The sequence below is a fragment of the Bowmanella yangjiangensis genome, assembly GCF_017255015.1.
Taxonomy (GTDB): Bacteria; Pseudomonadota; Gammaproteobacteria; order Enterobacterales; family Alteromonadaceae; genus Bowmanella; species Bowmanella yangjiangensis.
This window is the reverse complement of record NZ_JAFKCS010000014.1, coordinates 62,696-86,938: the sequence shown is the minus strand read 5'-3', so window position 1 is coordinate 86,938 and position 24,243 is coordinate 62,696. Positions and strand designations below refer to the sequence as shown.

Genomic DNA, 24,243 nt, shown 5'->3' with positions numbered 1-24,243 from the left:
CTCAGGCCGTTTTCTTCGAATGGGTAATAGCCTGGTTAATCTCAGCCATTTCACTATCAGACAGGTCTCGCCACTGGCCTGGTCTTAAATTCCCCAGCTCAACATTCATAATACGCACGCGTTTCAAACTGACCACCTCATAACCGAGGAACTCGCACATACGTCGAATCTGTCTGTTCAGGCCCTGCGTCAGAATGATACGAAATGAAAAACGCCCGGTGGCTTTGACTTTGCAAGGCTTGGTCACCGTACCCAGAATCGGTACCCCCTGACTCATTTGTCGGGTAAATCGCTCACTGACCGGCTGGTTCACCGTCACCACATACTCTTTTTCGTGTTCGTTGCCTGCCCGCAAGATCTTGTTGACGATATCGCCATCGGTGGTCAGAAAAATCAGCCCTTCAGAGTCTTTGTCCAGACGGCCGATGGGAAAGATGCGCTGCCGATGACGAATAGCATCGACAATATTGCCGCGCACACCGCGCTCTGTGGTGCAGATAACACCGACAGGTTTGTTGTAGGCAATATAAGTGCGATCAGACTTATCCATGGCACTAGCACCGACGCCTTTGCCATCCACCGCAACTTGGTCGCCAGGCATCACCTTGGTGCCTAACTCCGGGATCTGACCATTAATAGTCACCCGTTTTTGCTCAATGAGCTTATCCGCCTCACGACGCGAACAATAGCCAGAATCACTGATAAATTTATTAAGCCTGATGGCGCCGTTTTCGCTCATATATCCTCCAGCGCCCTTGCGCCAGGGAATTTTAATCTATGCGGCAGTGCAGATCACGGTAAAACTGGTTAATCAAGCTGGCATAGCTGTTCGCTGGCAGATCAGAGGCAGGAAACTTGCAGGGCTTTAGCGCTCAGCCGGTGGAATCGAAGCTAATTTTTGGCTAAAGGCCTGCATCTCTTCGATGCAATAACGGCTATGCACAGCATTAGTCGAAGCCGGTTGTTGTGTCAAACTCACTCCGGGGCGATAAGCATTTTTGGGGCGTACCGGCCTTGGCATAAAACCACCTCCACAATTCGGGCAAACATTTTGCAAAACACCCTCAACGCAGTCCCGGCAGAAGGTACATTCGTAACTGCAAATCAGTGCCAGTTGCGAATCAGGAGGCAAGTCGCGGTTGCAACATTCACAATTTGGTCGTAGTTGCAGCATCAGATGCTTCCCTGCTTTTCCACCACCAGGATCCTGGCTTCCCCAACGGGAAAAGCACAGTGCTCGGTTCCTTCATTGGCGAAAAAAATGTCGCCGGCATTTAATATGGCTGAACGCTCCCCTTCCACATCGCGATACTTCATCTCCACCTGACCATCCAACACCACAAAGACTTCCTCACCGTCATTGATATGCCAGCGATAGGGCTTATCCGTCCAATGCAGACGAGTGCTAACCCCCTGCATAGAGGCTATATCTAAAGCCCCCCAGGGACGAGATGCGGTGAAGTCTTTGGCTCGGATGATGCTGGTCATAATGCCTATTTACACAAAGGGGGAGCAATATCCCGGGTTAATGCCTTGATACTGAATGGTTCAGTATCCTTGTCACCAATATCAATGCGCAGTGCATCAATCAGGTTGTAATCACCAGCGCCATTTAAACGCCATAAATTTGTGGCAGTTTTGCTACCGTAATTTTTATCCAGACAAAATGGCTCGGTGTCGCCATGAATAAACAGCATAGGCCTGCCAAACTCAGCGGCAACATCTCGCAGTTGCTTACGGTATGCCTGATAAGGGTCACAATCGCTGGTGCGACTGCGAGAGCATGGTGGTTTGCCTTCAAGCTGGGTGATATCAGCATGGGCGGCAACCACCATATGCGTTACATCATGCGCTTTGGCAACGGTTAGCGCTTCCTGTAACCATAGATGATTGGCCTTGTCCCGCGCCTCAACCTGCTCAAGCGCATAGCTGGGATCATCCAGATAAACCTGCTGTCTGCCGTTAACTGTGCCCAGAATATGCAAAGTCACAAACAGGCTGTTATCCACCAGCCAACGGGCGTTTTCAGGAAAAGCGTCTTGACGGGCCAACTGCCACTCCGGCAATCCTTTGGGCGCTGGCTCGTAAAACAATTCTCTTAACCAGCCTAAGGCCTGATACTCGCTGACCGGCTTGGCATTACTTGGTCTATCGCAGTCCGTCCAGTCATTGTCGCCCGGTGTTAAAAATACCCGTTCGGGCTTCAGACTGTACAAATCATCACGAAGCGCCTTAAGCCCAGCGTGACTGCAAACCGCTTTACTGCCCTGCATATCGCCGCCATGGATGACAAAATCCGCATCGGCACTGACAATGGCTGGCCTGACTATGTTCTTATACACATATTCTTGGGTGTCCGTATAAGGCAAGTCCTGCAACACAATAAAAGTGGGGGACGCCAGAACAGGGCTACAGGCAAGACCAACTGCCAAAATCAAATTGCGCAAAGAACTACTCCATGGAATGCATTGTGGGCTTACCCTACATTCTCGCCGATAATTTTTACAGAAGTAAGAAGCCAGCTAGCCAATTAAATGCTTGTTGCAACAGGCTCATACCTTCAATTTCATTAAGGGTAACATTCTGCCAACAATACTGTCTGAGGGTGTCTCGCCAATCTTTGTCGCGCCCATTTTCACATAGAAAGCTTCAGCATAAGGATCACTGGGGATCATCAACTCAGGACATTGCAATCTTTGCATGCTGGTTTTGACCCATGTCATCAGTTGCTTCCCCACCCCTAGTCCCATTACCTCAGGTAACACAAACATCGCGTCTAACACCCATTGCTGTGCTTTACTGGCGTCCACCAGGGCATAACCAACAATACGCAGGTCTTGCACCGCCACCTGACATAACCAGTCCGGGCTTTGTAATTGTGTAGAGGATACCCGCAATTCAGCAGCAACGGCGGCCATAAAATCTGCAGAATAGGCCCAATGCGCCTTGGCGCGCATAGCAATAGAAGACAGGACGTCAGCATCTGAGGGGTTAGCTTGGCGCAATATAAAGGTCATATTCTCACTTTGCTAGTAAGGTTCACATCAAGTGCTGCAACAACCAATACCACATGGGTAAGGTTATAAAGCTCATGATCAGACCCAACCCCACCAGCGCCGCAACTAATCGCGGTGCCAGGGCTGCACCGATCGCCAGGGCGCCTGCGGATACCATAGGCGGCATGGCGGCTTGAAAGACACTAACCTGCAGCAATAAAGGTTGGGGATGTAAAGGCCAGAGTAGTGCCAGCGCAAACAAGGGCATCAACAACAACTTCACCACTAACGCAAACCCCAGAGGCAAAGCCTCTTTGCCATCCAGACGCAAACGAAACTGGAACCCCACCGCCACCATAATCACCGGCACCAAGGTGGCCGCCAGGCTATCCAATAAGGATTGCATAAGCGAGGGATAAGGCCAGCCCTTCAGCCCCATGGCGGCAATTAAGGCGATAAAGGAGGGAAACAACAATACCCTTTTGGCCATATGTGCAACCGAAGGTGTATCTACATTGGGGTTATACCAGGCACAAATGATGGTGGCATAAGTGGCCAGAGCCAGAAAGGACCCAAGCTGATCATAAATAATGGCGTAAGGCATGGCCTGTTCGCCAAAGAACGCCTCCACCATAGGAAAACCCAGAAACGAGGTATTGCCCAGAGGCAACACCACCAGCAACGCTGCCACCAGATTTTTATCCCAGGAAAACAGACGCCCGGCTAACAACACCACACCTACGACCAACAGTAAAATAGCCCAGGGCAAAACCGCAGGCTGCCATAGGTCAGCAGAGAAACTCATCAATGGAATTTTCTGCATCACCAGAGCCGGTAAGGCGACATACAGCACGTACTGGTTAAGCACCATGCCTGTCTCGGCCGGAAATTGCGGCAGGCGCCGAAGCTGAGTACCGATCAGAATATAGATAAGTACCAGAACAAAGTTTTCCATCCGCTCAGTATCGCCCTCGTTACAACGCTATGTATCTGACTTTATCCCCTTAGCCACAAGAGTGCCATGGCACTTTTGTCGTAAAGCTGACCGCTCATCGCTTAAGGCCTTAAATTGGCTGGCTGCCAACTAAATGGCCTCACTGGCGCCGTCTTACATAAGCAATAAGCATGATGTACCATGCCAGCCGGTCAAATATTCGGATGGCGGTCATGGCCTTTCTTGTTGCAATCACTTTGCTATGGGCGTTTTCATTCAGCCTGATCGGCGTTTATCTGGCTGGTCAGGTTGATCCCTGGTTTTCTGTGCTGATAAGGGTTCTGCTTGCCGCGCTGGTGTTCTTACCCTTCTTAAGCTTTCGCGGCGCTTCTGTCACGACCATCACTCGCCTGATGCTGATTGGCGCTATTCAACTAGGGATAATGTATGGTTTCTATTACCACGCATTTCTTTATCTGACTGTGCCAGAGGTGTTGCTGTTCACTGTGATGACACCGCTCTACGTTACCTTGGTCAACGATCTTCTGGATCAGCGTTTTCGAATCAATTTTTTGCTCTGTGCTTTGGTCGCAACAGCGGGTGCCGCCGCGATCCGCTACGACGGCATAGACAGTGGCTTTATTCGCGGCTTTTTCATCGTACAGGCCGCTAATTTATGTTTTGCCACTGGCCAGGTTTTATATAAGAGAATGGCCAGTCAATTCGAGTTACCCCAACATCAGGTGTTCGGTTGGTTCTTTATCGGTGCCAGTCTGGTTGCCTGCGCCAGTTTTGCCCTATTTGGAAACCTTGAGATGCTGCCTGCCACAGCACAGCAGTGGGTTATCCTGATCTATCTCGGCGTGGTGGCGTCCGGTCTGGGATTCTTTGCTTGGAACAAAGGTGCTACGCAAGTAGATGTCGGCACCCTGGCAATCATGAACAATCTGTTGATCCCAGCAGGCATTCTGGTCAACTTACTGATCTGGAACCGTGAAGCGGATCTGCTGCGTCTGACACTAGGGGGCGCAATTATACTGCTGGCGTTACCGCTGAATCATTGGTTGTTACGACGACAAACATGATAATTGCCCAGGTAATGGGAGTCTGTGACTAGCTGAGCAATATTCCTGCTGACCTTACTCACCACTTACTCTAAACTAACAACAGAAAATCAATAAGTTGTACAAGGGCCTGAGCTAAATTGGAACCAGCATTCGAATCGCAATCCTCATACCAGCAGCTACAGGCCATTAACGATGCCCTGTCCAGCGGCATGTATGTGCATGTGCGTAAAATGCTCCACCATATGCCAGCGCCGGATGTAGCGTTTTTGCTGGAGTCCACCCCGGCCAAAAGCCGCGCGGTATTATGGCAACTGATTGACCCTGAATTTCACGGTGATGTGCTCGAAGAACTGTCGGAAGACGTGCGAAACGGCATTATCCGCCAGATGGTGCCGGAAAAACTCGCCGATGCCCTGGAAGACATGGATACCGACGATCTCGCCGAGCTGTTGCGCGGCCTGCCGGACACCATTTTCCAGCAAGTACTGCATTCCATGGACGAACAGGACAGGGTGCGGGCCGAACAGGCATTGTCTTTCGGCGAAGGTACCGCCGGTTCTATTATGAACACCGACACTATCACCTTGCGCCCGGAAGTGACGGTTGACGTGATTTTGCGTTATCTGCGTCTTAAGGGTGAAGTACCGGAAGATACCGACGCCTTCTATGTGGTCAACCGCCACGACAAACTGATTGGGATAGTGCCGGTCATTCGTTTGCTGACTTCCACCTCGGATATGACGGTGGAAGAGCTGATGGACGAAGACGCGGAAACCATTCCGGTAGACATGCCGGAAAGTGAAGTGGCCAAGCTGTTTGAACGCTATAACTGGATTTCCGCCCCGGTGGTGGACAGTGAAGATCGCCTGCTCGGCCGGATCACCATCGACGATGTGGTCGACATTATCCGTGAAGAAGCGGAACACAGCATGATGAGTATGGCCGGTCTGGACGACGAAGAAGATACCTTCGCACCAGTGATGAAAAGTACCGGACGACGCTCCATCTGGCTGGGGGTAAACCTGGTTACGGCGCTACTGGCAGCGATGGTCAGTGATTTATTTGAGGCCACTTTAAGTCAACTGGCTGTGCTCGCCATCCTTAATACCATAGTGCCCAGCATGGGCGGTGTAGCGGGTAATCAGACCCTGACTTTGGTTATTCGTGGTATGGCCCTTGGTCATGTCAGCCCCAGGAACAGTCGCTGGTTAGTCAGCAAAGAGCTGGCCATCGGCGCGCTCAACGGCGTGATCTGGGCCGTGCTGATTGCCGGGGTGGTAGCCATCTGGAAGCAGGATCTGATGCTTGGCGCTATTATTGCCTTCGCGATGATGGTCAATATGCTGGCAGCTGGATTAGCCGGTGCCACCCTACCGCTGTTAATGAAAAGACTGAAAATCGACCCGGCTTTAGCAGGCTCGGTCATTCTCACCACCATCACAGATGTGGTGGGTATTTTTGCTTTCCTGGGCACTGCAACCCTATTGATGATGCCCTGATATTGATGTTCTTGAGCTGTAGCGGAAGCAACTGAAAATCAAACTATTTTCTTGTAAAGCAAAGTGCTTTGCGGTGTTCTTAGTCTATCCTAAAGAAGCGAATCTTCCCGACACATCACAATGAGATAGACGCATGACAAAAGATCTGTTGATAAAGACTAAAGCCAGTTATTTAGGCGCCTGCCTGCTTATTGCAGCCATTGTCGTTATTTACCTGGTTATGCAGACACTGGCTTTACCCATTATTCAACAGGAAGTTGAAAAGCAAGCCTTAGTTAGGGTTTCAGACAGCGCTGCACAGCTGCGCACAGAACTGACCCAAGGTGCTACCCTTACCCAAAATCTCGCCGCGCTGGCACAACACCTCCCTCTGGAAGAACAGCGTTTTGATAGCCTGATGCCCGTACTTATCAACCAGTTTGGTAACGCCAACATTGCCGGGGGCGGTATCTGGCCTGAACCCAATGCCTTTGACAGCAATCAATCGCGCTACTCATTTTTCTGGGCCAGAGATAACAATGGCAGGCTAGTCAAATCCAATGACTACAATGACCCCACTGGCACCGGCTACCATAATGAGAAGTGGTATCAGGCTGGCAAGCAATTAAGTGCAGGTCAATGTGGCTGGTCGGAAGCCTATGAAGACAGCGCTAGTGGTGTAGCCATGGTCACTTGTACCGTGGCAATACAACGTGCAGGTAAATTCTGGGGCGTAGCCACAGTAGATTTGCGTCTGGCCGGTCTGGCCAATTTATTCCGTGAGCAAAACAAAGCATCTGGTGGTTACCTTTTTCTGCTAGGTATGAACAATCAAGTGATCAGTTTTCCAGACATTCGCAGTGAACGCCTGGATATGCTTAGTCTGGATGCCATCACTAACCGAGATACCAGTTTGCGTCCGTTGCTAATGGCGATTGATCAGGGCAAAAACATTACACCATTGCCAGAGGGGGTTGTAGAAGGCGACAGCAGCCTACTGGCCTTACAATCTTTACCCCAAGAGGGTATGAAGCTCGGCTTGGTATTGCCTAGTCAGGTGGTTCAGGAACCAATAAGCCATTTAAGTTATAGCCTGTACGGTTCGCTATTACCTTTGATTGCACTTTTTGTTGGTGTACTGATGTTCTATGCCAACAAAGTGCTTGGTTGGGTAAATGAAACCACAGACCAAATCAAGCGGCTGATCAGCGGTGGCGCATCAGCCACGTTGCAGATTGATACCCAAGATGAAATTGGCCTGCTTAAACAAGCAGTAAACAACTATGGCGAGCACCTCAATGGCTTGTTGCGCCAAATCGCGGCAGAAGCCGCCGAATCCAAGCAGCGTGCTGAAGAGCTCAGTAAAATGGCTCACGCCCTTAAAGACCGGGCCGAACAGCAGCTTGGCGAAAACAATATGCTGGCAGCGGCCATCAATCAAATGGCCAGCAGCGCGGCGGAAGTGGCCAACAACACCCGCAGTACATCAGGCACGGTGGATGACTCTCAAGGGTTGGTAAAAAGGCGCTTGCAGGATGTGATGGCCAATAATCAGGCCAACGAAGAACTATCTGGGGTATTACAGCAAACCGCCAATATCATTAATCAACTCTCAGGTGATGCTCAGCAAATGGGTGCCGTTTTGGATGTCATCAAAGGTATATCCGAGCAAACCAACCTGCTAGCGCTTAATGCAGCCATTGAAGCAGCCCGGGCTGGCGAACAAGGCCGAGGTTTTGCTGTCGTCGCAGATGAAGTCCGTACCCTTGCGGGACGCTCTCAGTCATCGGCCAATGAAATTGAAAACATGATTGCCCAATTACAAAGCTCTGCCAAACAAGGGGTAGACATTATTCTCAGCTCTCAGTCGTTATCGGAGCAGACCGTTGAGCGCTCCAATAAGGTCATCGCTGGCTTCAATGAGATTGTCGAGGCCTTTGGCGGCATCAGTGACAGCACCACAGAAATTGCCACAGCAGCTAGTGAACAGGCCAAAGTGGCCAGTGAAATTCATCGACTGGCCGAAGGTATCCGCGAGAGCAATGAACTGAACTCCAGAGATGCTACTGCGCTTAGCGAATTGAGCCGCTCTTCATCGGCCCTTTCCAACCGGCTATATGAACTCAGCCATCCCTGACCCGGGCCTTCAGGCCCGGCTAACCGCCAGGGTACCCTGGCGGAAGTAAAACAAACTGATCAGAATTGCACTAATGGGCAGCAACGACAAATAAAACGCCGTCTGCCCACTAAAACTGCCAAATACGAAACCGGTAATTAGCGAACCTGTAGTGCCCCCCAGGGCTGAAAATATCACTATTAAGCCAGTCATACCTGAATGCTGTGATGTTGGCAGAGAGGATAGCATAATTGAATTAATCGCCGGGTATATTGGCGCCATAAACAGCCCGATTAGGGGAAAAACAAAGGCGGCCAGCGGCGCACTGGTCCAACTCATATCAGGCTGAGGTTGTGCCAGGTTAGCCAGGGGCATAGAAACCAAAACAAGTAAGGCCATGGCCACCAGGCAAATATTGAGCAACAGATACCAGTTAATTCGCTGCATCAGTACCCCCGCCCCCAATCGACCAATAGCCAGGCAGGCGGCAAAAATGCTGGTAGCTTGCACACTCATATCTGCCGGTAGGTGCAATACCTGATTGTTAAAGGTCGGTAACCAGGTTCCCAACCCTTGTTCGATAAGCACATATAGAAACGCCGACAAGATAAAGACCAGCACAAGAGGCTTATAGGTCAGCCTAAGCATTGCCAGAAATTCATCTGCGGGTTTACCGCCTTGAGCCGGAACGGGATTAGCAAAAGGAGTACGCCACAGCAGCATCGCATTCAATCCGGCCAGCAATGCCAAACACCAGTAGACCTTTAACCAATCGCTGGAAGTGGGATCTTGCCCATCTATAAAGGCACCAAATAACCAATATCCCGACAGTACACCCAGCATAAAAATACCTTCAATGGTATTCATTACCGAGGCATGTTGCTGCTTGTTATCACTAATTAATCCCACTGTTGAATACAAAGAGACCTTGACCAGACCAAAAGCGCTTCCTACACAAAAAAACAATAGTTTGGTCATCCAAAACTCGGGAATAAGAGGCATGAGCAAGCAACTGCCAGTCACAAGCAAAGTCCCCAGTAACATGGCATTGCGATAACCAAATCGCGGCAGGTAAGCAGCAAACATAAAAGACACCAAGGCGATGGGTAAGTCTTTAAATCCTTCCAAAACACTGGCAGCCTCCTTACTGACGCCATAGCTATTGATTACCTGCAATATCACCGTACCCACACTGTTCAGTAATATGGCAAACAGAAAATAAGTCAGCATCAGTGAATATTTCACCTGAGCTCTGTTCGTGATCATCTGACTCTCCGCATACAGACTATTAGGGCATTTGTCTCTTATATCAAGAGAATCGAGTTTACCTAAATTTAACACAATTGCAATCGATTGCAAAAACAGCTAATCTTGCCGTTATTCAGAGCCCATTACAGAGTTTCAGCCTTATGAATGTATTGCCCCAAAATCTGCTTTTTACACCCCAGCCCTGGCAATTAGAGGCGAATAAGCTGACAGCCGGACAAAGCATGTTGGAAGAAACCCTGTTTGCCCTGGCCAATGGCTACCTTGGTACCCGCGGCACTATGGAAGAAGGAGCAGTTGCCGATCATCAAAGCTGTGAAGGTACTTATCTGAATGGCGTATACCATAGTGAAAAAATTACCTATGGCGAAGTGGCATACGGTTATGCCAGCCACAACCAGAAGATGCAGCAGGTTCCCAACGGCAAAGTGCTAAAGCTTAAGCTGGACGACCAGACAATTAATCTGGCCGATGCCATGGAAGCGACCCGATGGCTGGACTTTCGCACTGCTACCTTGCACAGACAGATGCGCTGGCAAAGTGGCTCTGGTCGGCAACTGAGCGTGAATACCAGCAGATTTGCCTCGCTCACTCACCCTAATCTGCTTTGTTTACGCATGGAGATCCTGGCCGAGAACTTCAGTGGAGATATTGAACTTAGCGCATTGTTGGATGCCGGTTACCGCTTTTCTCCGAATAAAGACGACCCCAGAGTCGGTGTTCTCAGCCTGGATGACAGCTTGGCCCTTTATCAGCAGCACGCAGGTGACAGCGACGCCTGGATGCTGCACCAGGTCAAAGACGGCGAATTCAAGATTGCCTCAGTCAGCATCCTTAACAGCACTGTTGCGCCACGCCATATCAGTCAAATTACCCATGAGAAACAAGTGGGTCAGCATTGGCTATTGCCTCTCAAGCAGGGTGAGTCAGTGATAGTGGAAAAATACATCTGTTACCAGCATAGCAAGGAACTGACATTCGAAACTCTGCTGGATGAAGCGCAACAAAAGGTGCAGGAGGCCAAGAGGTCGGGCTGGGATGCGTTGCATAGTCAGCATCAACAGGCCGCAGACGCGTTCTGGCAGAATGCCGATGTGCAGATAGACGGTGACCCTGCGCTGCAGCAAGGCATCCGGTTCAATCTACTGCACCTGTTTATGTCCATTGGCAAAGATGGTCACAGCAATATGGGTGCCAAAGGCCTGACAGGTCATGGTTATGACGGCCACTACTTCTGGGATACCGAAATCTATATCCTGTCGGTGATGACCGCAACAAACCCCGAATTAGCCAAACGTTGCCTGGAATATCGTTACCGGACGCTGGAGGGCGCACGCCAACGGGCACGCCAAATGTCACACTCGCAAGGCGCCTTGTATCCATGGCGTACCATAGGCGGTGATGAATGCTCGGCATTTTTTCCGGCAGGCACCGCGCAGTATCATATCAATGCCGCCATTGCCCATGCTCTGCGCAGCTATTATGCGGCCACAGCAGACTGGCAATTTATGCAAGAGATGGGCGCTGAAATGCTGTTTGAAACTGCCAGGCTATGGCTCAGTCTGGGTCATTTTAATGCCAGACGGGACGGCCAGTTTTGTATCGATGGCGTAACCGGCCCGGATGAATACACTGCAATCGTCAGCAACAACTTCTACACCAATGCGATGGCTAAGGCGCATCTGCAGTTTGCCGTGCAAATGGCAGCAAAGTTTCGCCACCAGGATTTAACCGCCTACGAGCAGTTGTGCGTCAGGTTAAGTCTGACTGAATCGGAGATATCCATTTGGGAGCAGGCCGCTGAGAAGATGTACCTTCCCTTTGATGAAACCCTGAGAATTCACGCTCAGGATGATAGTTTTTTGGACAAGCAACCTTGGGATTTCGCCAATACCCCGCCGGATAAGTATCCACTGCTGCTGCACTTCCATCCGCTGGTAATCTACCGCCATCAGGTGCTGAAGCAGGCCGATGTGGTATTGGCCATGTATTTGCTGGACGACACTTTTGACCAAGCACAAAAGGCCCGTAATCTGGCCTACTATGAGCCCTTGACCACCCACGACTCCACCCTGTCAAGCTGCATACACAGTATAGAATTTGCCGAAACGGGTGATTATCAGCGCGCTTATGAGTTCTTCCACGACACTGTAAGGATGGATATAGACAACCGCCACGGCAACACCGAATACGGCGTCCATACCGCTTGTATGGCCGGTTCCTGGATGAGCATAGTGCATGGCTTTGCCGGTGTGCGAATGCGACCAGATGGCTTAACGGTTAACCCGCACCTGCCGGATCATTGGCAGGGCTATACCTTTAACCTGCAATATCAGGGCCGGCAAATCCAAATAAAAGTGAGTAAAGACAAAGTTAGTTACTTACTCAAAGACGGCGAAAGTCTAAGTCTTCAGCAAGGCACACAACAAGTACACCTGAACAAAGGGCAATGGCTGAATGTATCGTGGGGCAACTTATGAGCATTTGCGCCTTTATCTTTGATCTTGACGGGGTACTAACCGATACCGCCGAATACCATTATCAAGCCTGGGCTGCCCTCGCCAAGGAGCTGGATGTCGCCTTTGACAGGCAGGATAACGAACAACTCAAGGGCGTTGACCGCATGGGCTCGCTGCAGTTTATTCTGGATAAAGGCGGGTTACAGCTTACCGCTAGCCAAAAACATGCCTTTGCCGATAAAAAAAATCGCCATTACCAGCAATTGATAGAACATATGAGCGAAACAGATTTGTTTGATGGTGTGCATGACTTGTTCGCACAACTCAAACAAGCCGGTATTGCCATAGGTCTGGCCTCAGCCAGTAAAAACGCCGGTATGGTTATCAGCCGGCTGGGTATCAGTCAGGACTTTGATTACGTGGCAGACGCGGCAAAAATCAAGCAAGGTAAACCGCATCCGGAAATATTTCTTACTGTCGCACAGGCTTTGGGCGTAGAACCTGCTCAATGTGTGGGCATAGAGGATTCGCTGGCAGGTCTGCAAAGCATCATTGATGCAGGTATGCAGTCAATAGGCATTGGCGATGCAAAGGTACTCGAGCAAGCTCATTGGATCTATCCGCATATCAAGGACTTGCAACTGGCTACCGTACTTAAACAGGCAGCTAATTAGCCGGGGTCGCAAGGGTCCGGCCCTTCCTTGATTTAGTGCGATTTGCGACTGGACTCCCGGACAATTAATTGCACGTCCAGCACTTGCGAGCGCACTGTTTTACCCGCCAGTTTATTCAGCAGTTTGTTAACCAGTAACTTACCGCCTTCCAGTGTTTGCTGACGTATGGTAGTCAGTGAAGGGTGGCAGAACATAGACAGTGCCACATCGTCAAAACCCACCAACGCAATATCATCAGGAATTTGCTTACCCACATCCATCAGTTTCTTCAATGCGCCCAGCGCAATCACATCACTCACGGCAAATATGCTGTCCACGTCTGCGGGCCCTCTCTCAAGTAAAAGTGTGGCACTGCGATAGCCTGACTCGCTGGTAAAGTCTGTTTCAAAGCTTAGCTTGTCGTCTATCTCAAGGCCCGCCTGCTGTAAGGCTAGGCAATAACCTTGCCAGCGCTGTTCCATTTCACTGTGGCTAATGTCACCAAAAAACGCGATTCGCTTACAGCCTTGGTTAAGCAAATGGTTCACCGCCAGATATGCGCCCATCTTGTTGTCACTGCCAACTGTGCAGTAGTGGCTGTCTGGCAATGCAGCTCCCCATACCACAAAGGAACAATCCTGCTGGGCGAGTCGGTCAATACGGGCATCATGTTCGCCCTGTCCTATCACAATCAGACCGTCTGCACGTTTGGAATCAAAGTAGTAATCCCGCCAGTCATCCGATGCGGTACGCGTGTTCGACAACAGCATATCGTAACCATGGCGGGTCAGTTCATCGGCGATGGCCCCGAGCATATCCAGTAACCAGGGATCGGAAATGCCCTGCTCGGTGCGCTCCTTAAACAATACCACCACAGCAATCACCATGGTTTTTTGAGTACGCAGAGCGCGCGCTTTAGCGTTTATCTTAAAATTATGTTCGCGGGCAACGTCCTGAACGCGGCGACGGGTTTTCTCTGCAATCAGCGGATTATCATTCAGGGCGCGGGATACGGTGGACTCGGAAACGCCAAGGAGTTTGGCAATGTCAGCGATGCTTTTGGCGCGAGTCATGAATCTGCTTCTTTGAGTTGTGCTTAGCCCAAGGTTATCAAATTGCTTCCCCCAGAGAAAAGACAAAGGTGGCCAGTGGCCACCTTTAATTTTCCTAGAAATTGTATCCTATGCTGAGTCGCATCGACCTTGGCATAATATAACGACCGTTAGGTGCTGTGGGGTTACGAGGATCCCCCTCGGTAAGCCCTTCTTTATCCGTCAGGTTATCCACTGACAAGCGCAAGTTCAATTGGTCGGTAATTTCCCAGTAGGCGCCCAAATCTATCTTAGTGTAGCCTTTCAACTCTCCCAGGTTGTCATCACTTATCCAGCGGTCGTCTACTGAAGTTAATGTGCCATACAGGGTTACAAAGTTGCCGCCATCCAATTCAATGTCGTAACTTGGCGTCAGACGCATTTGCCAGCCCGGTTGACGCTGCGATTCATTTCCGACCAGGCTCGCATTACTGCTTTTTGTGATCTCGGTATCCTGGATTGTTGCGTTTAGATTCACGTTCAAACCGAAGTCAAAACTATAGTTGCCATCCAACTCAATCCCCTTAGCTTCGGTAACCGACAAGGTGGCTGGCTGCCCTGGTAAAGCCACTGTGCTGCTCTCTACTTCATTGAAGTAGGCCGTGGCATAAAGACTGTAATTGTCCGACGCCAGCTTATAGCCCAGCTCGTACTGCTTGATATCGAAAATCAGGTCATTACCCCCTTCATATTGGGAATAATTGTCACGAAAATCGTCGAAATACGGCATTTTGCTACCGTCATTTACCCTGGCGAAGATACCGGAGTTATCGGTCAGCATATAATTAGCGCCAGCCGTCCAGGATGTCGTATCTTCATCGTACTGCACCGGCTTGTTAGTGCTGCCGTCCAGGCCTTCATCGACGCTGTAGTCGATTTGATGATTCTCGCGGCGAACACCGAGATCCAAGGTCAAATCATCAGTAGCACTGTACTCCAGGGCGGTGTAGAACGCCCGCGTAGAGCCGTCCCCCGTAGAACTGATATCGTAGTTCCAACCGCAGCTATCTAAGTTATCGTTACAATCTATACCAGTCAGGTTTTCCCCACCAGTCGCTACCACATGGTAAGACTGATTGCCTAAAGACCACCAATCTTTAGCCTCAAAGTTGGAAGTATAGAGACCAAAAGTGACTTTCAGTGCATCCAGTTGTTTGGTCAGCGACAAGTCATTGGTAAAAGACTCTATCTCCTTCAGAACCACCCAGCGGCCAATCTGTTGCACCAATGTATTGCCTGAATACGTTTTGCCGGTCACTGCACCTGAGGCACTTTCACCGTTATCCGCCACAGCAGACAAAGCAACAGGCGCACCGTCTGGTACCAAGCCATAAGTATTGGCATCGCCCTTGGTGTAGTTAAAACGATCAGAAAACTGCCAGCCATCGGCGAACTCCAATTGAATTTTACCGCCAGACACCGAGCCGTCCCAGCCCCGGCCATCGCCAAAATCAAAGGCTTGGCTGGTACCATCTGGACCATATTGAATGCTGGCCTGACGGTTTAGTGTACCAATTTGGGTATATTGGTTGTCTACCCCATCCACCAGCGGGGTAGGCAAATACCAGACACCATGGTCATCTGTGACCCTGGTATAGAAATTCATTTTGCCGTTATCCAGTTCCTTGGTGATATTGATAGTGAACTGGTGGCCCTTCTCGGAATTGAATCCGGCATCGCGGATGCCCGGCGAGCTGGAAACATAACCGCCCACCATATAGTAAAGACCGTCCGAGATAGCACCGCTAACCATGGCATCCACGCGTTGCAGGTCATAATCTGAGGTGGTGTATTTAAATACGCCCTCGGTGACCTCCGAGCCTTCCTTGAGCAGGAAGTTAGTCGTCAACCCTGGCTGTCCATTGGAAATAACCGGGTTGGTACCACCACGTAAAGCTTCCATATATGCCACAGTTTCATCCATACGAAATAACGTGGAATTCTCCAGGAAAGACAATGTCGGTGGTTGAAAGAGCGGTGCACCTTCCATCTGCACAGTCAAAAACGGAGCATCACCTGTACCAGGAAACCCGCGCACAAACACATTGGCCCCGGATACACCACCCGAGCTCTCCGACCAAACCCCCGGCACGGCCTTAAATAAATCGGCAGTACTTTTCGGGGCCAGTTTTTTGATGGCTTCAGCGGAAAGATTGGTGATTGCAAAACTTGCGTCCACCTTACGTACCGCCGTACCTGTGGGCGTACCTGTTACCACAATCTGCTCAAAGTCCTTGGCTTGTTCTTTATCATCCGGTGCTTCCTGTGCCCAGGCGCTTTGCATTGCCGCCGATACGGCAATGGCCAGGATAAGTTTGTTGCTTTTCATTGCTGGTCCCCAGTTATCTTTATGATTTTGCTAACTAATCTTTAATTATCGACGATCAATATCTAGAGAAATATTCCGCCGGTTTGCCACTGTGTTGATTAAGACAGGTTAAAAATAGATCTAATTGCAATCGATTGCAATAACATCGAAATAAAATGTTTTGAAAATGTTAAATTCAATTTAAATGGCGTATGTGGAGAATAAGCTGGTTAACAAACGACTATGCGGTAGTGAGTTCAGGCAATAAAAAACAACATCGTTTTGGAAACGATTGCATAAAACACGGGTTGTATGCTGTCTGGCCAGATAAGCAGCCAGACAGCGCAAAGCCATCAGAAATCAGTCATCAATAGTTTGATCAGACAACCAATTATTGAGCGATTGAATGTCCAGCTTAAGGGTATCTTGCAACTCCTCAACCCAGTCATAAACATTTTGCCACCAGGCCGGATGATCGCCCTGCTGAATTTGATTAGCTATCTTCTGCACCCTGGAAAGCCCAACCGACCCCGCTGCGCCTTTAATTTTGTGAGCCTGAGCGCAGACTTCATCCTTGTCCTTGGCACTTAAGTTGGTCAGCAGGATTTCCATGTATTGCGGAATACTCTGATTAAACACATTAACGCTGGTGCTGAGCATTTCAGCGCCTATGGTATCCACCAGCATCTGTAACATGTCCAAGTCCAGTACAGACTCACTCTTAGCCGGTGTACTTGTCTCGGGTAAACAAGGCAGCTCTGAGGCATCGCAGAACAGCTGGTTGAATACTTCCACCACCCGACTTTTCTTAATGGGTTTAGAAATAACGTCATCCATTCCCTGATCCAAATATTCCTGACGGGTTTTGATCACGTTGGCAGTCAATGCCACCACAGGCGTCCCAACAACAAGTTCCTCCTCATGCATACGGCTGACCACTTCAAAGCCGTTCATGTCTGGCAGTTGAATATCCAGCAGGACCAAGTCGTAATGATTAGCTCTGGCCATATCCAGTGCCTGACGCCCTGTCATCGCCACTTCCACCGTCTGCCCCAGTTTTTCGAGCAAGGCTTTAGCCACAATCACATTCAGCTCAATATCTTCCACCAGTAATATCTTCAAACCAGTAATTTTGAGTTCAGCTAATTGTGCCGGGCGGGTGCTGATAGCTAATGGCAATTCAACGGTAAAACAGGTGCCTTTACCCACCTCACTGGTCACCTTGATATCGCCGTCCATCAGCTCCACCATTTTCTTACAAATGGCCAAACCAATCCCGGTACCGGTGGCGCTCTGGTGGTCTGGGTGTTTAACCTGATAGTACATGGCAAAAATCTTAGGTAATTCTTCCTCAGGGATCCCCACTCCGGTATCCGCGACTTTAAACACCACATTACAGATACCGTTTTTGGGCGCCTCCGCCGACAGGCTAAAGCTCACCGAACCTTGCTGAGTAAACTTCACCGCATTGAATAACAAATTCCACAACACCTGGCGCAGCCTGGTGCCATCTGCTTCAACAAAATCAGGCAAAGGCTCAATCATTTGCGTCTGGAAATTGAGGTTTTTGTCTGCCACCAACAGCTGAATGATGCTGGACAGTTCAGAAAAGAAGTCCTTGAGGCTAACGGTCTTAAGCGCCAACTCCAGCTTATCGCGCCCCAATTTGTCGATGTCGATAATGTCGTTAAAAATATTACCCAGGGTGATGGCACTGGCATATATAGTGCTGACCCAGGCATATTGCTCATCGGTCAGCTTAGTGTCTCTGAGCATACGACTTAAGCCCACTATGCCGTTGAGTGGCGTACGCAATTCGTGGCTGATAGTGGCAATAAAAGCGGTTTTATCGCGGCTGGCCTTTTCCAGCGCCACCTGAGAATGTTTACGCTCGGTGATATCACGACCGAAGGCCAGTAAACCTAAGCGGTTACCTTCTTTGTCAAAAAACGGCACCTTACGCATTTCATAGTAGCGCTTGCTGCCATCGGCAAAGCGCAGCCATAACTCATCGGTAATGCCAACATTGTTCTCCAAGACTTCGTGATCACTGGCCACTACCTGATTAGCCAGATCTTCGTCATACACTTCATGGGGCGTCAGTCCCATCAGCTCGGCTTCGGTTTTGCCTGTCATCTGTTCGGCAACCGTATTACAGCCGGCAAAACGCCCTTCTTCGTTGCGAAAATAAATCAGATCCGGGCTGGCATCGATGATGGAACGCAGCAGTGAGGACAGCCTCAACGCATGCTGTTCTTTCTCCGACTTCTCGTATATCTCCTGCTCCAGCTCAGCAAAGACTTTTTCTCTGTCTTCCTGCGCTTTACGCCGCTCTTCTATCTCGATATTTAACTGGCGAATATTATTTTGTAACTCACGATTCAGCAGCACGTCCTCTTCACGCAAGCTTTCCAACTGTGCCACCACGTCCTTGAGGTTATGACGGCTAATCTCCAACTGTCTGACCAGTTCACTGAAGAAATACAGTACCCAGGGCGCACTTAACAATGTCAGCATAATGGCAGAGGCAAAATCCTCCACATGGACTTCACCTGTCATATATAAACGAATGAAATAAGAGCCGGCGATGGTGAATATCAGGGTCAGTATCACAAATAAAATGCTAATACGCAGGGTGCCGAAACGGTCAACAAATTGCGCGAAACGTATGGCCCAGGATTCATTTTGGCTGGAAGGCGAAGGTTGCATAGGGAAGATTTCCACTGACGACAATTGTCGGCATCCTAGCAAGAGCCAACAACAATGCCCAAGCTGATTTTAACTTGTCCCTGCAAGTACTCTGAAATTGCTACAGTTCGCTAACAACAGATAAACATTTATATTCACATTTGATGAATATTAATTCACCCAAAAACAAATCAACCCTGTCTGCTTTTTATACGATTTTAGTCGTATACAGATATCAGCACATTTGGTTATAAGCTAACAACCAAAGCAGCAAAATGCTCAGAAGCCGACCAGTTCGGAATATTTATCCTAATTTTCCATAAAAATAACCAAATACATTTCGAGCTTATTACTCTTGGGTAATTGATTTGTAGAAGCATTGTGGTATTTTCATTAGCCGCTCTTTATGGGTGCATAAAGATTCGTTATTGGTGCAGGCAGGCTTGAGGTCGGCCAATAACTAAATAGGAATGCGGAAATGGCCATTGGCCAAGAGGCGTCGACGTCGGCTAAAACCGACACGATATGAACCAAGGTAGAAGGGAATAAACTGCCTTGTTCAAACAAGAAAGACTGGTAACCCCAAATAAAAATAGAACCTGTCACAGGTCATCCTAACGACACAGGCGCATGAAATAACGGACCACAAAGAGTCCAGCACATGCCACCCCTGAATAAAAACATCACCCTGCCCAGTCGAACGGTTGAAGGAGTCATGAGTAATGAGACTATATAACCCGAACGATTCTCGGGATAACTGTGGTTTTGGCTTGATTGCCCATACACAAGGGCAACCCAGCCACAGTCTGGTAAAAACCGCTATCCATGCGCTGGATCGTATGCAGCACAGGGGCGGAATTGCCGCAGATGGTAAAACAGGCGACGGGTGTGGTTTGCTGCTGCAAAAACCCGATGCTTTCTTCCGCGCTATCGGCGAGGAAAAAGGCTGGAAGCTGGCCAAGAAATACGGCGTCGGCATGGTATTTCTCAGCCAGGATCCGGTACTGGCCCAGCAAGCTCGCGATATCCTTAATGAAGAGTTGCAAAAAGAAACCCTGGACGTACAGGGCTGGCGCGTGGTGCCAACCAATCCGGCGCTGTTGGGTGAACTGGCTTTAACCGGTCTGCCCCAAATTGAGCAGGTGTTTGTCAATGCCCCGCCAGGCTGGCGGAAGAAAGATGTGGAACGCCGTTTGTTTATGGCGCGTCGCCGTGCTGAAAAACGCATGAGCCATGATCCGGACTTTTACATTGCCTGTCTGTCGAACCTGGTAACTATCTACAAGGGCTTGGTCATGCCCAAAGATCTGCCGAATTTCTATTTGGATTTGGCCGATGAACGCATGCAATCGGCTATCTGTGTTTTCCACCAGCGTTTTTCTACTAATACGCTGCCCAGATGGCCGCTGGCCCAGCCATTTAGATTCCTGGCTCACAATGGCGAAATCAACACGATTCGCGGTAACCGCGAGTGGGCTGAAGCCCGTACCTATAAGTTCCGTACGCCGCTGTTGCCCGATTTACATGACGCGGCCCCTTTTGTGAACTTCGAGGGCTCTGATTCCTCGTCACTGGACAATATGCTGGAGCTATTCCTGGCCGGTGGTATGGATTTATTCCGTGCCATGCGCTTACTGGTGCCACCTGCGTATCAGAACAATGACACCATGGACCCGGACCTCAAGGCATTCTACGAGTTTAACTCCATGCACATGGAGCCTTGGGATGGCCCGGCCGGTATCGTGATGACCAACGGCCGCCACGTGGCTTGTAACCTGGACAGAAACGGCCTGCGTCCGGCCCGCTATGTGATCACCAAAGACGGCCTGATTACCCTGGCCTCTGAAATAGGGATTTGGGATTACCAGCCCGAAGACGTAGTAGAAAAAGGCCGTGTCGGTCCCGGTGAAATGCTGGCGGTGGACACTTACACAGGTAAAGTACTGCATTCCAGCGAGATCGATGAAGATCTGAAAAACCGCCATCCTTATCGTGAATGGCTGGACAAACACATCAGCCGTTTGCTGCCTATCCAGAAATGCGATGCAAGCCTGATTGGTGTACGTCTGTTTGACGATGACATGATGAACACCTACTACAAGCAGTTTAATTACAGCTACGAAGAAATTCAGCAGGTGATCAAGGTACTGGCCAAAGATGGCCAGGAAGCGGTTGGCTCAATGGGTGATGACACCCCCATGGCTGTTCTGTCAGGTAAGCATCGCACTATTTACGACTATTTCCGTCAGTTGTTTGCACAGGTGACCAACCCGCCAATCGATCCGCTGCGGGAAAACCACGTAATGTCACTAGCAACTTGTATTGGTCGCGAACAGAACGTATTCAGCGAAACCTCTGGCTATGCCAACCGGGTGCTGTTTGAATCGCCGGTCATGCTGTACACGGATCTCAAACAACTGAGAGAATTTGCCCCTGAGTACTATTACTCCGAAGTCATCGACCTCAACTACACCCCAGAAGAAGGCCTGAAAGCGGCGCTGAAACGTGTCTGTGATGAGGCTGAATACCTGGTCAGACAGAAAAAAGCGGCCTTTGTGATCCTCTCGGATCGCAAAATAAAAGCCAATCGTCTGCCTATCCCGGCGCCAATGGCAGTGGGAGCGGTGCAGCGCCGGTTGGTGGAAAAAGCGTTGCGCTGCGACGCCAACATAGTGGTAGAAACTGCCTCGGCGCGTGACCCGCACCACTTTGCCGTATTGATCGGCCTGGGTGCCACGGCGGTGTACCCCTTCCTGGCCTATGAAGTTATCGAACAGATGGCGGATAAAGGCGAGCTGGACATTCCCGTAATGGAAGCGGTACTGAATTATCGTAAGGGCATCAATAAAGGTCTGTATAAGATCATGTCGAAGATGGGTATCAGCACCGTGGCCAGTTACCGCTGCGCCAAGCTGTTCGAAGCCATAGGTATTCATCAGGATGTGATGAAGCTGTGCTTCCACGGCGTACCCAGCCGTATCCAGGGTGCCAACTTCGACGATTTTGAGCAGGATATTCAAAACCTTAACCGTATTGCCTGGATTAAGCGTAAAACCATCAGTCATGGTGGCTTGCTTAAGTATGTGCACGACGGTGAATACCATGCCTATAACCCGGATGTGGTCAGCACCTTGCAAAAAGCCGTAGTCAGTGGCGAGTACGCCGATTATCAGGAATTTGCGGCGCTGGTTAATGAGCGCCCGGTGGCGCATATCCGTGACTTGCTCAAGCTGAAGTTCAGCGAGCAAGGAATCGACATCAATGAAGTGGAGCCGGTTGAAGCCCTGTATCCGCGCTTTGATACCGCCGCTATGAGTATCGGAGCCCTCAGCCCCGAAGCCCATGAAGCCCTGGCCATTGCCATGAACCGTTTAGGCGGTCAGTCCAACTCAGGGGAAGGCGGTGAAGATCCTGCGCGTTTTGGTACCGAGAAAAACTCGCGTATTAAGCAAATAGCCTCCGGCCGCTTTGGTGTTACCCCACACTATCTGGTCAACGCTGATGTGTTGCAAATCAAGGTAGCACAAGGTGCCAAGCCCGGTGAAGGTGGCCAGTTGCCGGGTGACAAGGTCAATAAATACATCGCTGAGCTGCGCTATTCGGTGCCGGGCGTGACCCTGATTTCACCGCCGCATCACGATATTTATTCTATTGAAGATTTGGCCCAGCTGATTTTCGACCTGAAACAGGTTAACCCTAAGGCACTGATTTCGGTCAAGCTGGTCTCTGAGCCAGGGGTCGGCACTGTCGCCACAGGCGTAGCCAAGGCCTATGCGGATTTGATCACGGTATCCGGCTATGACGGCGGTACCGGTGCCAGCCCGCTTACCTCAGTAAAATATGCCGGTAGCCCCTGGGAACTGGGTTTGGCAGAGAGCCAACAAGCCTTGGTGGAAAACGGCCTGCGCCATAAAGTAAGAGTACAAACCGACGGTGGTCTGAAGACCGGTCTGGACGTGATCAAGGCCGCGATTCTGGGCGCTGAGAGCTTCGGTTTTGGCACTGGCCCTATGGTGGCACTAGGTTGTAAATACCTGCGTATCTGCCATTTAAATAACTGCGCCACTGGTGTTGCCACTCAGGATAAAAACCTGCGTGACAACTACTTTATTGGTTTACCTGACATGGTCATGAACTACTTCAAGTTCATTGCCCGTGAAACACGCGAACTGATGGCCGCTTTAGGCGTACGTAAGCTGGAAGAGCTGATTGGCCGCACCGAGCTGCTCGAAGTTATCGACGGTATCAATGCCCGCCAGCAACGCCTGGATTTGTCACCGATTCTGGCCAAGCCAGAAGCTGCGGCACACACTAAGCTGTTCTGCTCCGAGGTAACCAACGCGCCGCTGGATAAGGGTGAGCTTAACCTGCAGATCCTGCAAGACGTTCAACAAGCCGTAGAGAACAAGAGCGGTGGCAGTTGGCGTTACAGCATTCGTAACACCGACCGTTCTGTGGGTGCCCGCATTTCCGGCTATATTGCCGAGCGCCATGGCAACCAGGGTATGGCCGACTATCCGCTGCGCATTACTTTGACCGGCACAGCCGGACAAAGCTTCGGCGTATGGAATGCCGGCGGTCTGGAACTGCACCTGATTGGTGATGCCAACGATTATGTGGGCAAAGGTATGACGGGCGGCAAGATCACTATTCATCCACCGGCGGGCGTGCATTACGCCACGCACGACAGTGCCATTATGGGTAACACCTGTTTATACGGCGCAACCGGCGGCAAGTTGTTTGCGGCGGGTCGTGCCGGTGAGCGTTTTGCCGTGCGCAACTCCGGGGCTGTGGCTGTCGTGGAAGGCACCGGTGATAACGCCTGTGAGTATATGACGGGCGGTATCGTCGCCATCCTGGGGCAGACCGGCGTTAACTTCGGTGCCGGTATGACAGGAGGTTTTGCCTATGTACTGGACAAGGCCAATGATTTTGATCGCCGCGTTAACGCGGATCTCGTGGAAGTGCTGAGTATCGACGACAAGCCGATTCTGGCCGAGCACCTGCGTGGCTTAATCAACCAGCACTACGAAGAAACTGGCAGTGAACACTCACTGGAGATCCTCAGCCAGTTTAATCAGTACTTAAAGCAGTTCCGCTTGGTCAAACCTAAGACCAGCGATGTGAAGAATCTGCTGGGTCATATCAGCCGTTCCAGCGCCGAGTTGCGCGTTCAGGCCCAGTAAG

General features: G+C 50.2%; 16 protein-coding genes. 6 read left to right on the top strand and 10 right to left on the bottom strand.

Annotation, left to right across the window (positions count from 1 at the left end; translation table 11 throughout):
• Position 1: 1 nt before the first annotated feature.
• The 6 genes from rluF to J0A65_RS14375 all read right to left on the bottom strand — a co-directional run bounded on the left by rluF (position 2) and on the right by J0A65_RS14375 (position 3,951).
• Positions 2 to 739, bottom strand: a complete 738-nt coding sequence (gene rluF / locus J0A65_RS14400; RefSeq protein ID WP_206594966.1) for a 23S rRNA pseudouridine(2604) synthase RluF — start codon at positions 737 to 739, stop codon at positions 2 to 4.
• 126 nt (positions 740 to 865) lie between these two features.
• A complete protein-coding gene (locus tag J0A65_RS14395) occupies positions 866 to 1,174 on the bottom strand; it encodes a DUF1272 domain-containing protein (protein ID WP_206594965.1) in 309 nt (102 codons plus the stop codon).
• Positions 1,174 to 1,488 carry a cupin domain-containing protein gene (locus J0A65_RS14390; RefSeq protein WP_232849966.1) on the bottom strand — a complete coding sequence of 105 codons (315 nt, stop codon included), beginning with the start codon at positions 1,486 to 1,488 and terminating at the stop codon, positions 1,174 to 1,176. Before J0A65_RS14390 ends, J0A65_RS14395 begins: the two co-directional genes overlap by 1 nt.
• A gap of 5 nt (positions 1,489 to 1,493) precedes the next feature.
• Positions 1,494 to 2,447, bottom strand: coding sequence for a hypothetical protein (locus J0A65_RS14385; protein WP_206594964.1), 954 nt, complete (start codon positions 2,445 to 2,447; stop codon positions 1,494 to 1,496).
• Positions 2,448 to 2,552: 105 nt separating this feature from the next.
• Positions 2,553 to 3,017: a GNAT family N-acetyltransferase gene (locus tag J0A65_RS14380; RefSeq protein WP_206594963.1), complete on the bottom strand. Its 465-nt coding sequence runs from the start codon at positions 3,015 to 3,017 to the stop codon at positions 2,553 to 2,555.
• A gap of 22 nt (positions 3,018 to 3,039) precedes the next feature.
• Positions 3,040 to 3,951, bottom strand: coding sequence for an AEC family transporter (locus J0A65_RS14375; RefSeq protein WP_206594961.1), 912 nt, complete (start codon positions 3,949 to 3,951; stop codon positions 3,040 to 3,042).
• Between the two features lie 212 nt (positions 3,952 to 4,163).
• Here J0A65_RS14375 and J0A65_RS14370 point away from each other — a divergent pair, with 212 nt between their 5' ends.
• The 3 genes from J0A65_RS14370 (at position 4,164) to J0A65_RS14360 (ending at position 8,612) form a co-directional block, all read left to right on the top strand.
• Positions 4,164 to 5,015 (top strand): carboxylate/amino acid/amine transporter, encoded by an 852-nt coding sequence (locus tag J0A65_RS14370; protein WP_206594959.1) that lies wholly within the window; start codon positions 4,164 to 4,166, stop codon positions 5,013 to 5,015.
• A 119-nt stretch (positions 5,016 to 5,134) separates the two neighbouring features.
• Positions 5,135 to 6,496: a magnesium transporter gene (mgtE, locus tag J0A65_RS14365; RefSeq protein ID WP_232849965.1), complete on the top strand. Its 1,362-nt coding sequence runs from the start codon at positions 5,135 to 5,137 to the stop codon at positions 6,494 to 6,496.
• Between the two features lie 133 nt (positions 6,497 to 6,629).
• Positions 6,630 to 8,612 carry a methyl-accepting chemotaxis protein gene (locus tag J0A65_RS14360; protein ID WP_206594957.1) on the top strand — a complete coding sequence of 661 codons (1,983 nt, stop codon included), beginning with the start codon at positions 6,630 to 6,632 and terminating at the stop codon, positions 8,610 to 8,612.
• A gap of 9 nt (positions 8,613 to 8,621) precedes the next feature.
• On the opposite strand, the gene J0A65_RS14355 is transcribed toward J0A65_RS14360, so the two are convergent.
• On the bottom strand, positions 8,622 to 9,857 hold the full coding sequence (locus J0A65_RS14355; RefSeq protein WP_206594955.1) for an MFS transporter: 1,236 nt from the start codon (positions 9,855 to 9,857) through the stop codon (positions 8,622 to 8,624).
• 143 nt (positions 9,858 to 10,000) lie between these two features.
• On the opposite strand from J0A65_RS14355, the gene J0A65_RS14350 reads away from it, so the two are divergent.
• Positions 10,001 to 12,337, top strand: coding sequence for a glycoside hydrolase family 65 protein (locus J0A65_RS14350; protein ID WP_269814671.1), 2,337 nt, complete (start codon positions 10,001 to 10,003; stop codon positions 12,335 to 12,337).
• Complete coding sequence (gene pgmB / locus J0A65_RS14345) at positions 12,334 to 12,990, top strand: beta-phosphoglucomutase (RefSeq protein WP_206594951.1); 657 nt, start codon at positions 12,334 to 12,336, stop codon at positions 12,988 to 12,990. The genes J0A65_RS14350 and pgmB overlap by 4 nt, the downstream gene beginning before the upstream one ends.
• Positions 12,991 to 13,022: 32 nt before the next feature.
• Here pgmB and J0A65_RS14340 read toward each other — a convergent pair whose 3' ends face one another.
• From J0A65_RS14340 to arcB, 3 genes are all read right to left on the bottom strand, one after another.
• Entirely contained in the window at positions 13,023 to 14,042 is a 1,020-nt protein-coding gene (locus J0A65_RS14340) for a LacI family DNA-binding transcriptional regulator (protein WP_206594949.1), read from the bottom strand.
• Positions 14,043 to 14,136: 94 nt separating this feature from the next.
• Complete coding sequence (locus J0A65_RS14335; protein WP_206594947.1) at positions 14,137 to 16,389, bottom strand: TonB-dependent receptor; 2,253 nt, start codon at positions 16,387 to 16,389, stop codon at positions 14,137 to 14,139.
• Positions 16,390 to 16,728: 339 nt separating this feature from the next.
• Positions 16,729 to 19,077 carry an aerobic respiration two-component sensor histidine kinase ArcB gene (arcB, locus tag J0A65_RS14330; RefSeq protein ID WP_206595046.1) on the bottom strand — a complete coding sequence of 783 codons (2,349 nt, stop codon included), beginning with the start codon at positions 19,075 to 19,077 and terminating at the stop codon, positions 16,729 to 16,731.
• A 701-nt stretch (positions 19,078 to 19,778) separates the two neighbouring features.
• On the opposite strand from arcB, the gene gltB reads away from it, so the two are divergent.
• Positions 19,779 to 24,242 carry a glutamate synthase large subunit gene (gene gltB, locus J0A65_RS14325; RefSeq protein WP_206594945.1) on the top strand — a complete coding sequence of 1,488 codons (4,464 nt, stop codon included), beginning with the start codon at positions 19,779 to 19,781 and terminating at the stop codon, positions 24,240 to 24,242.
• The last annotated feature ends 1 nt before the right edge of the window (position 24,243 follow it).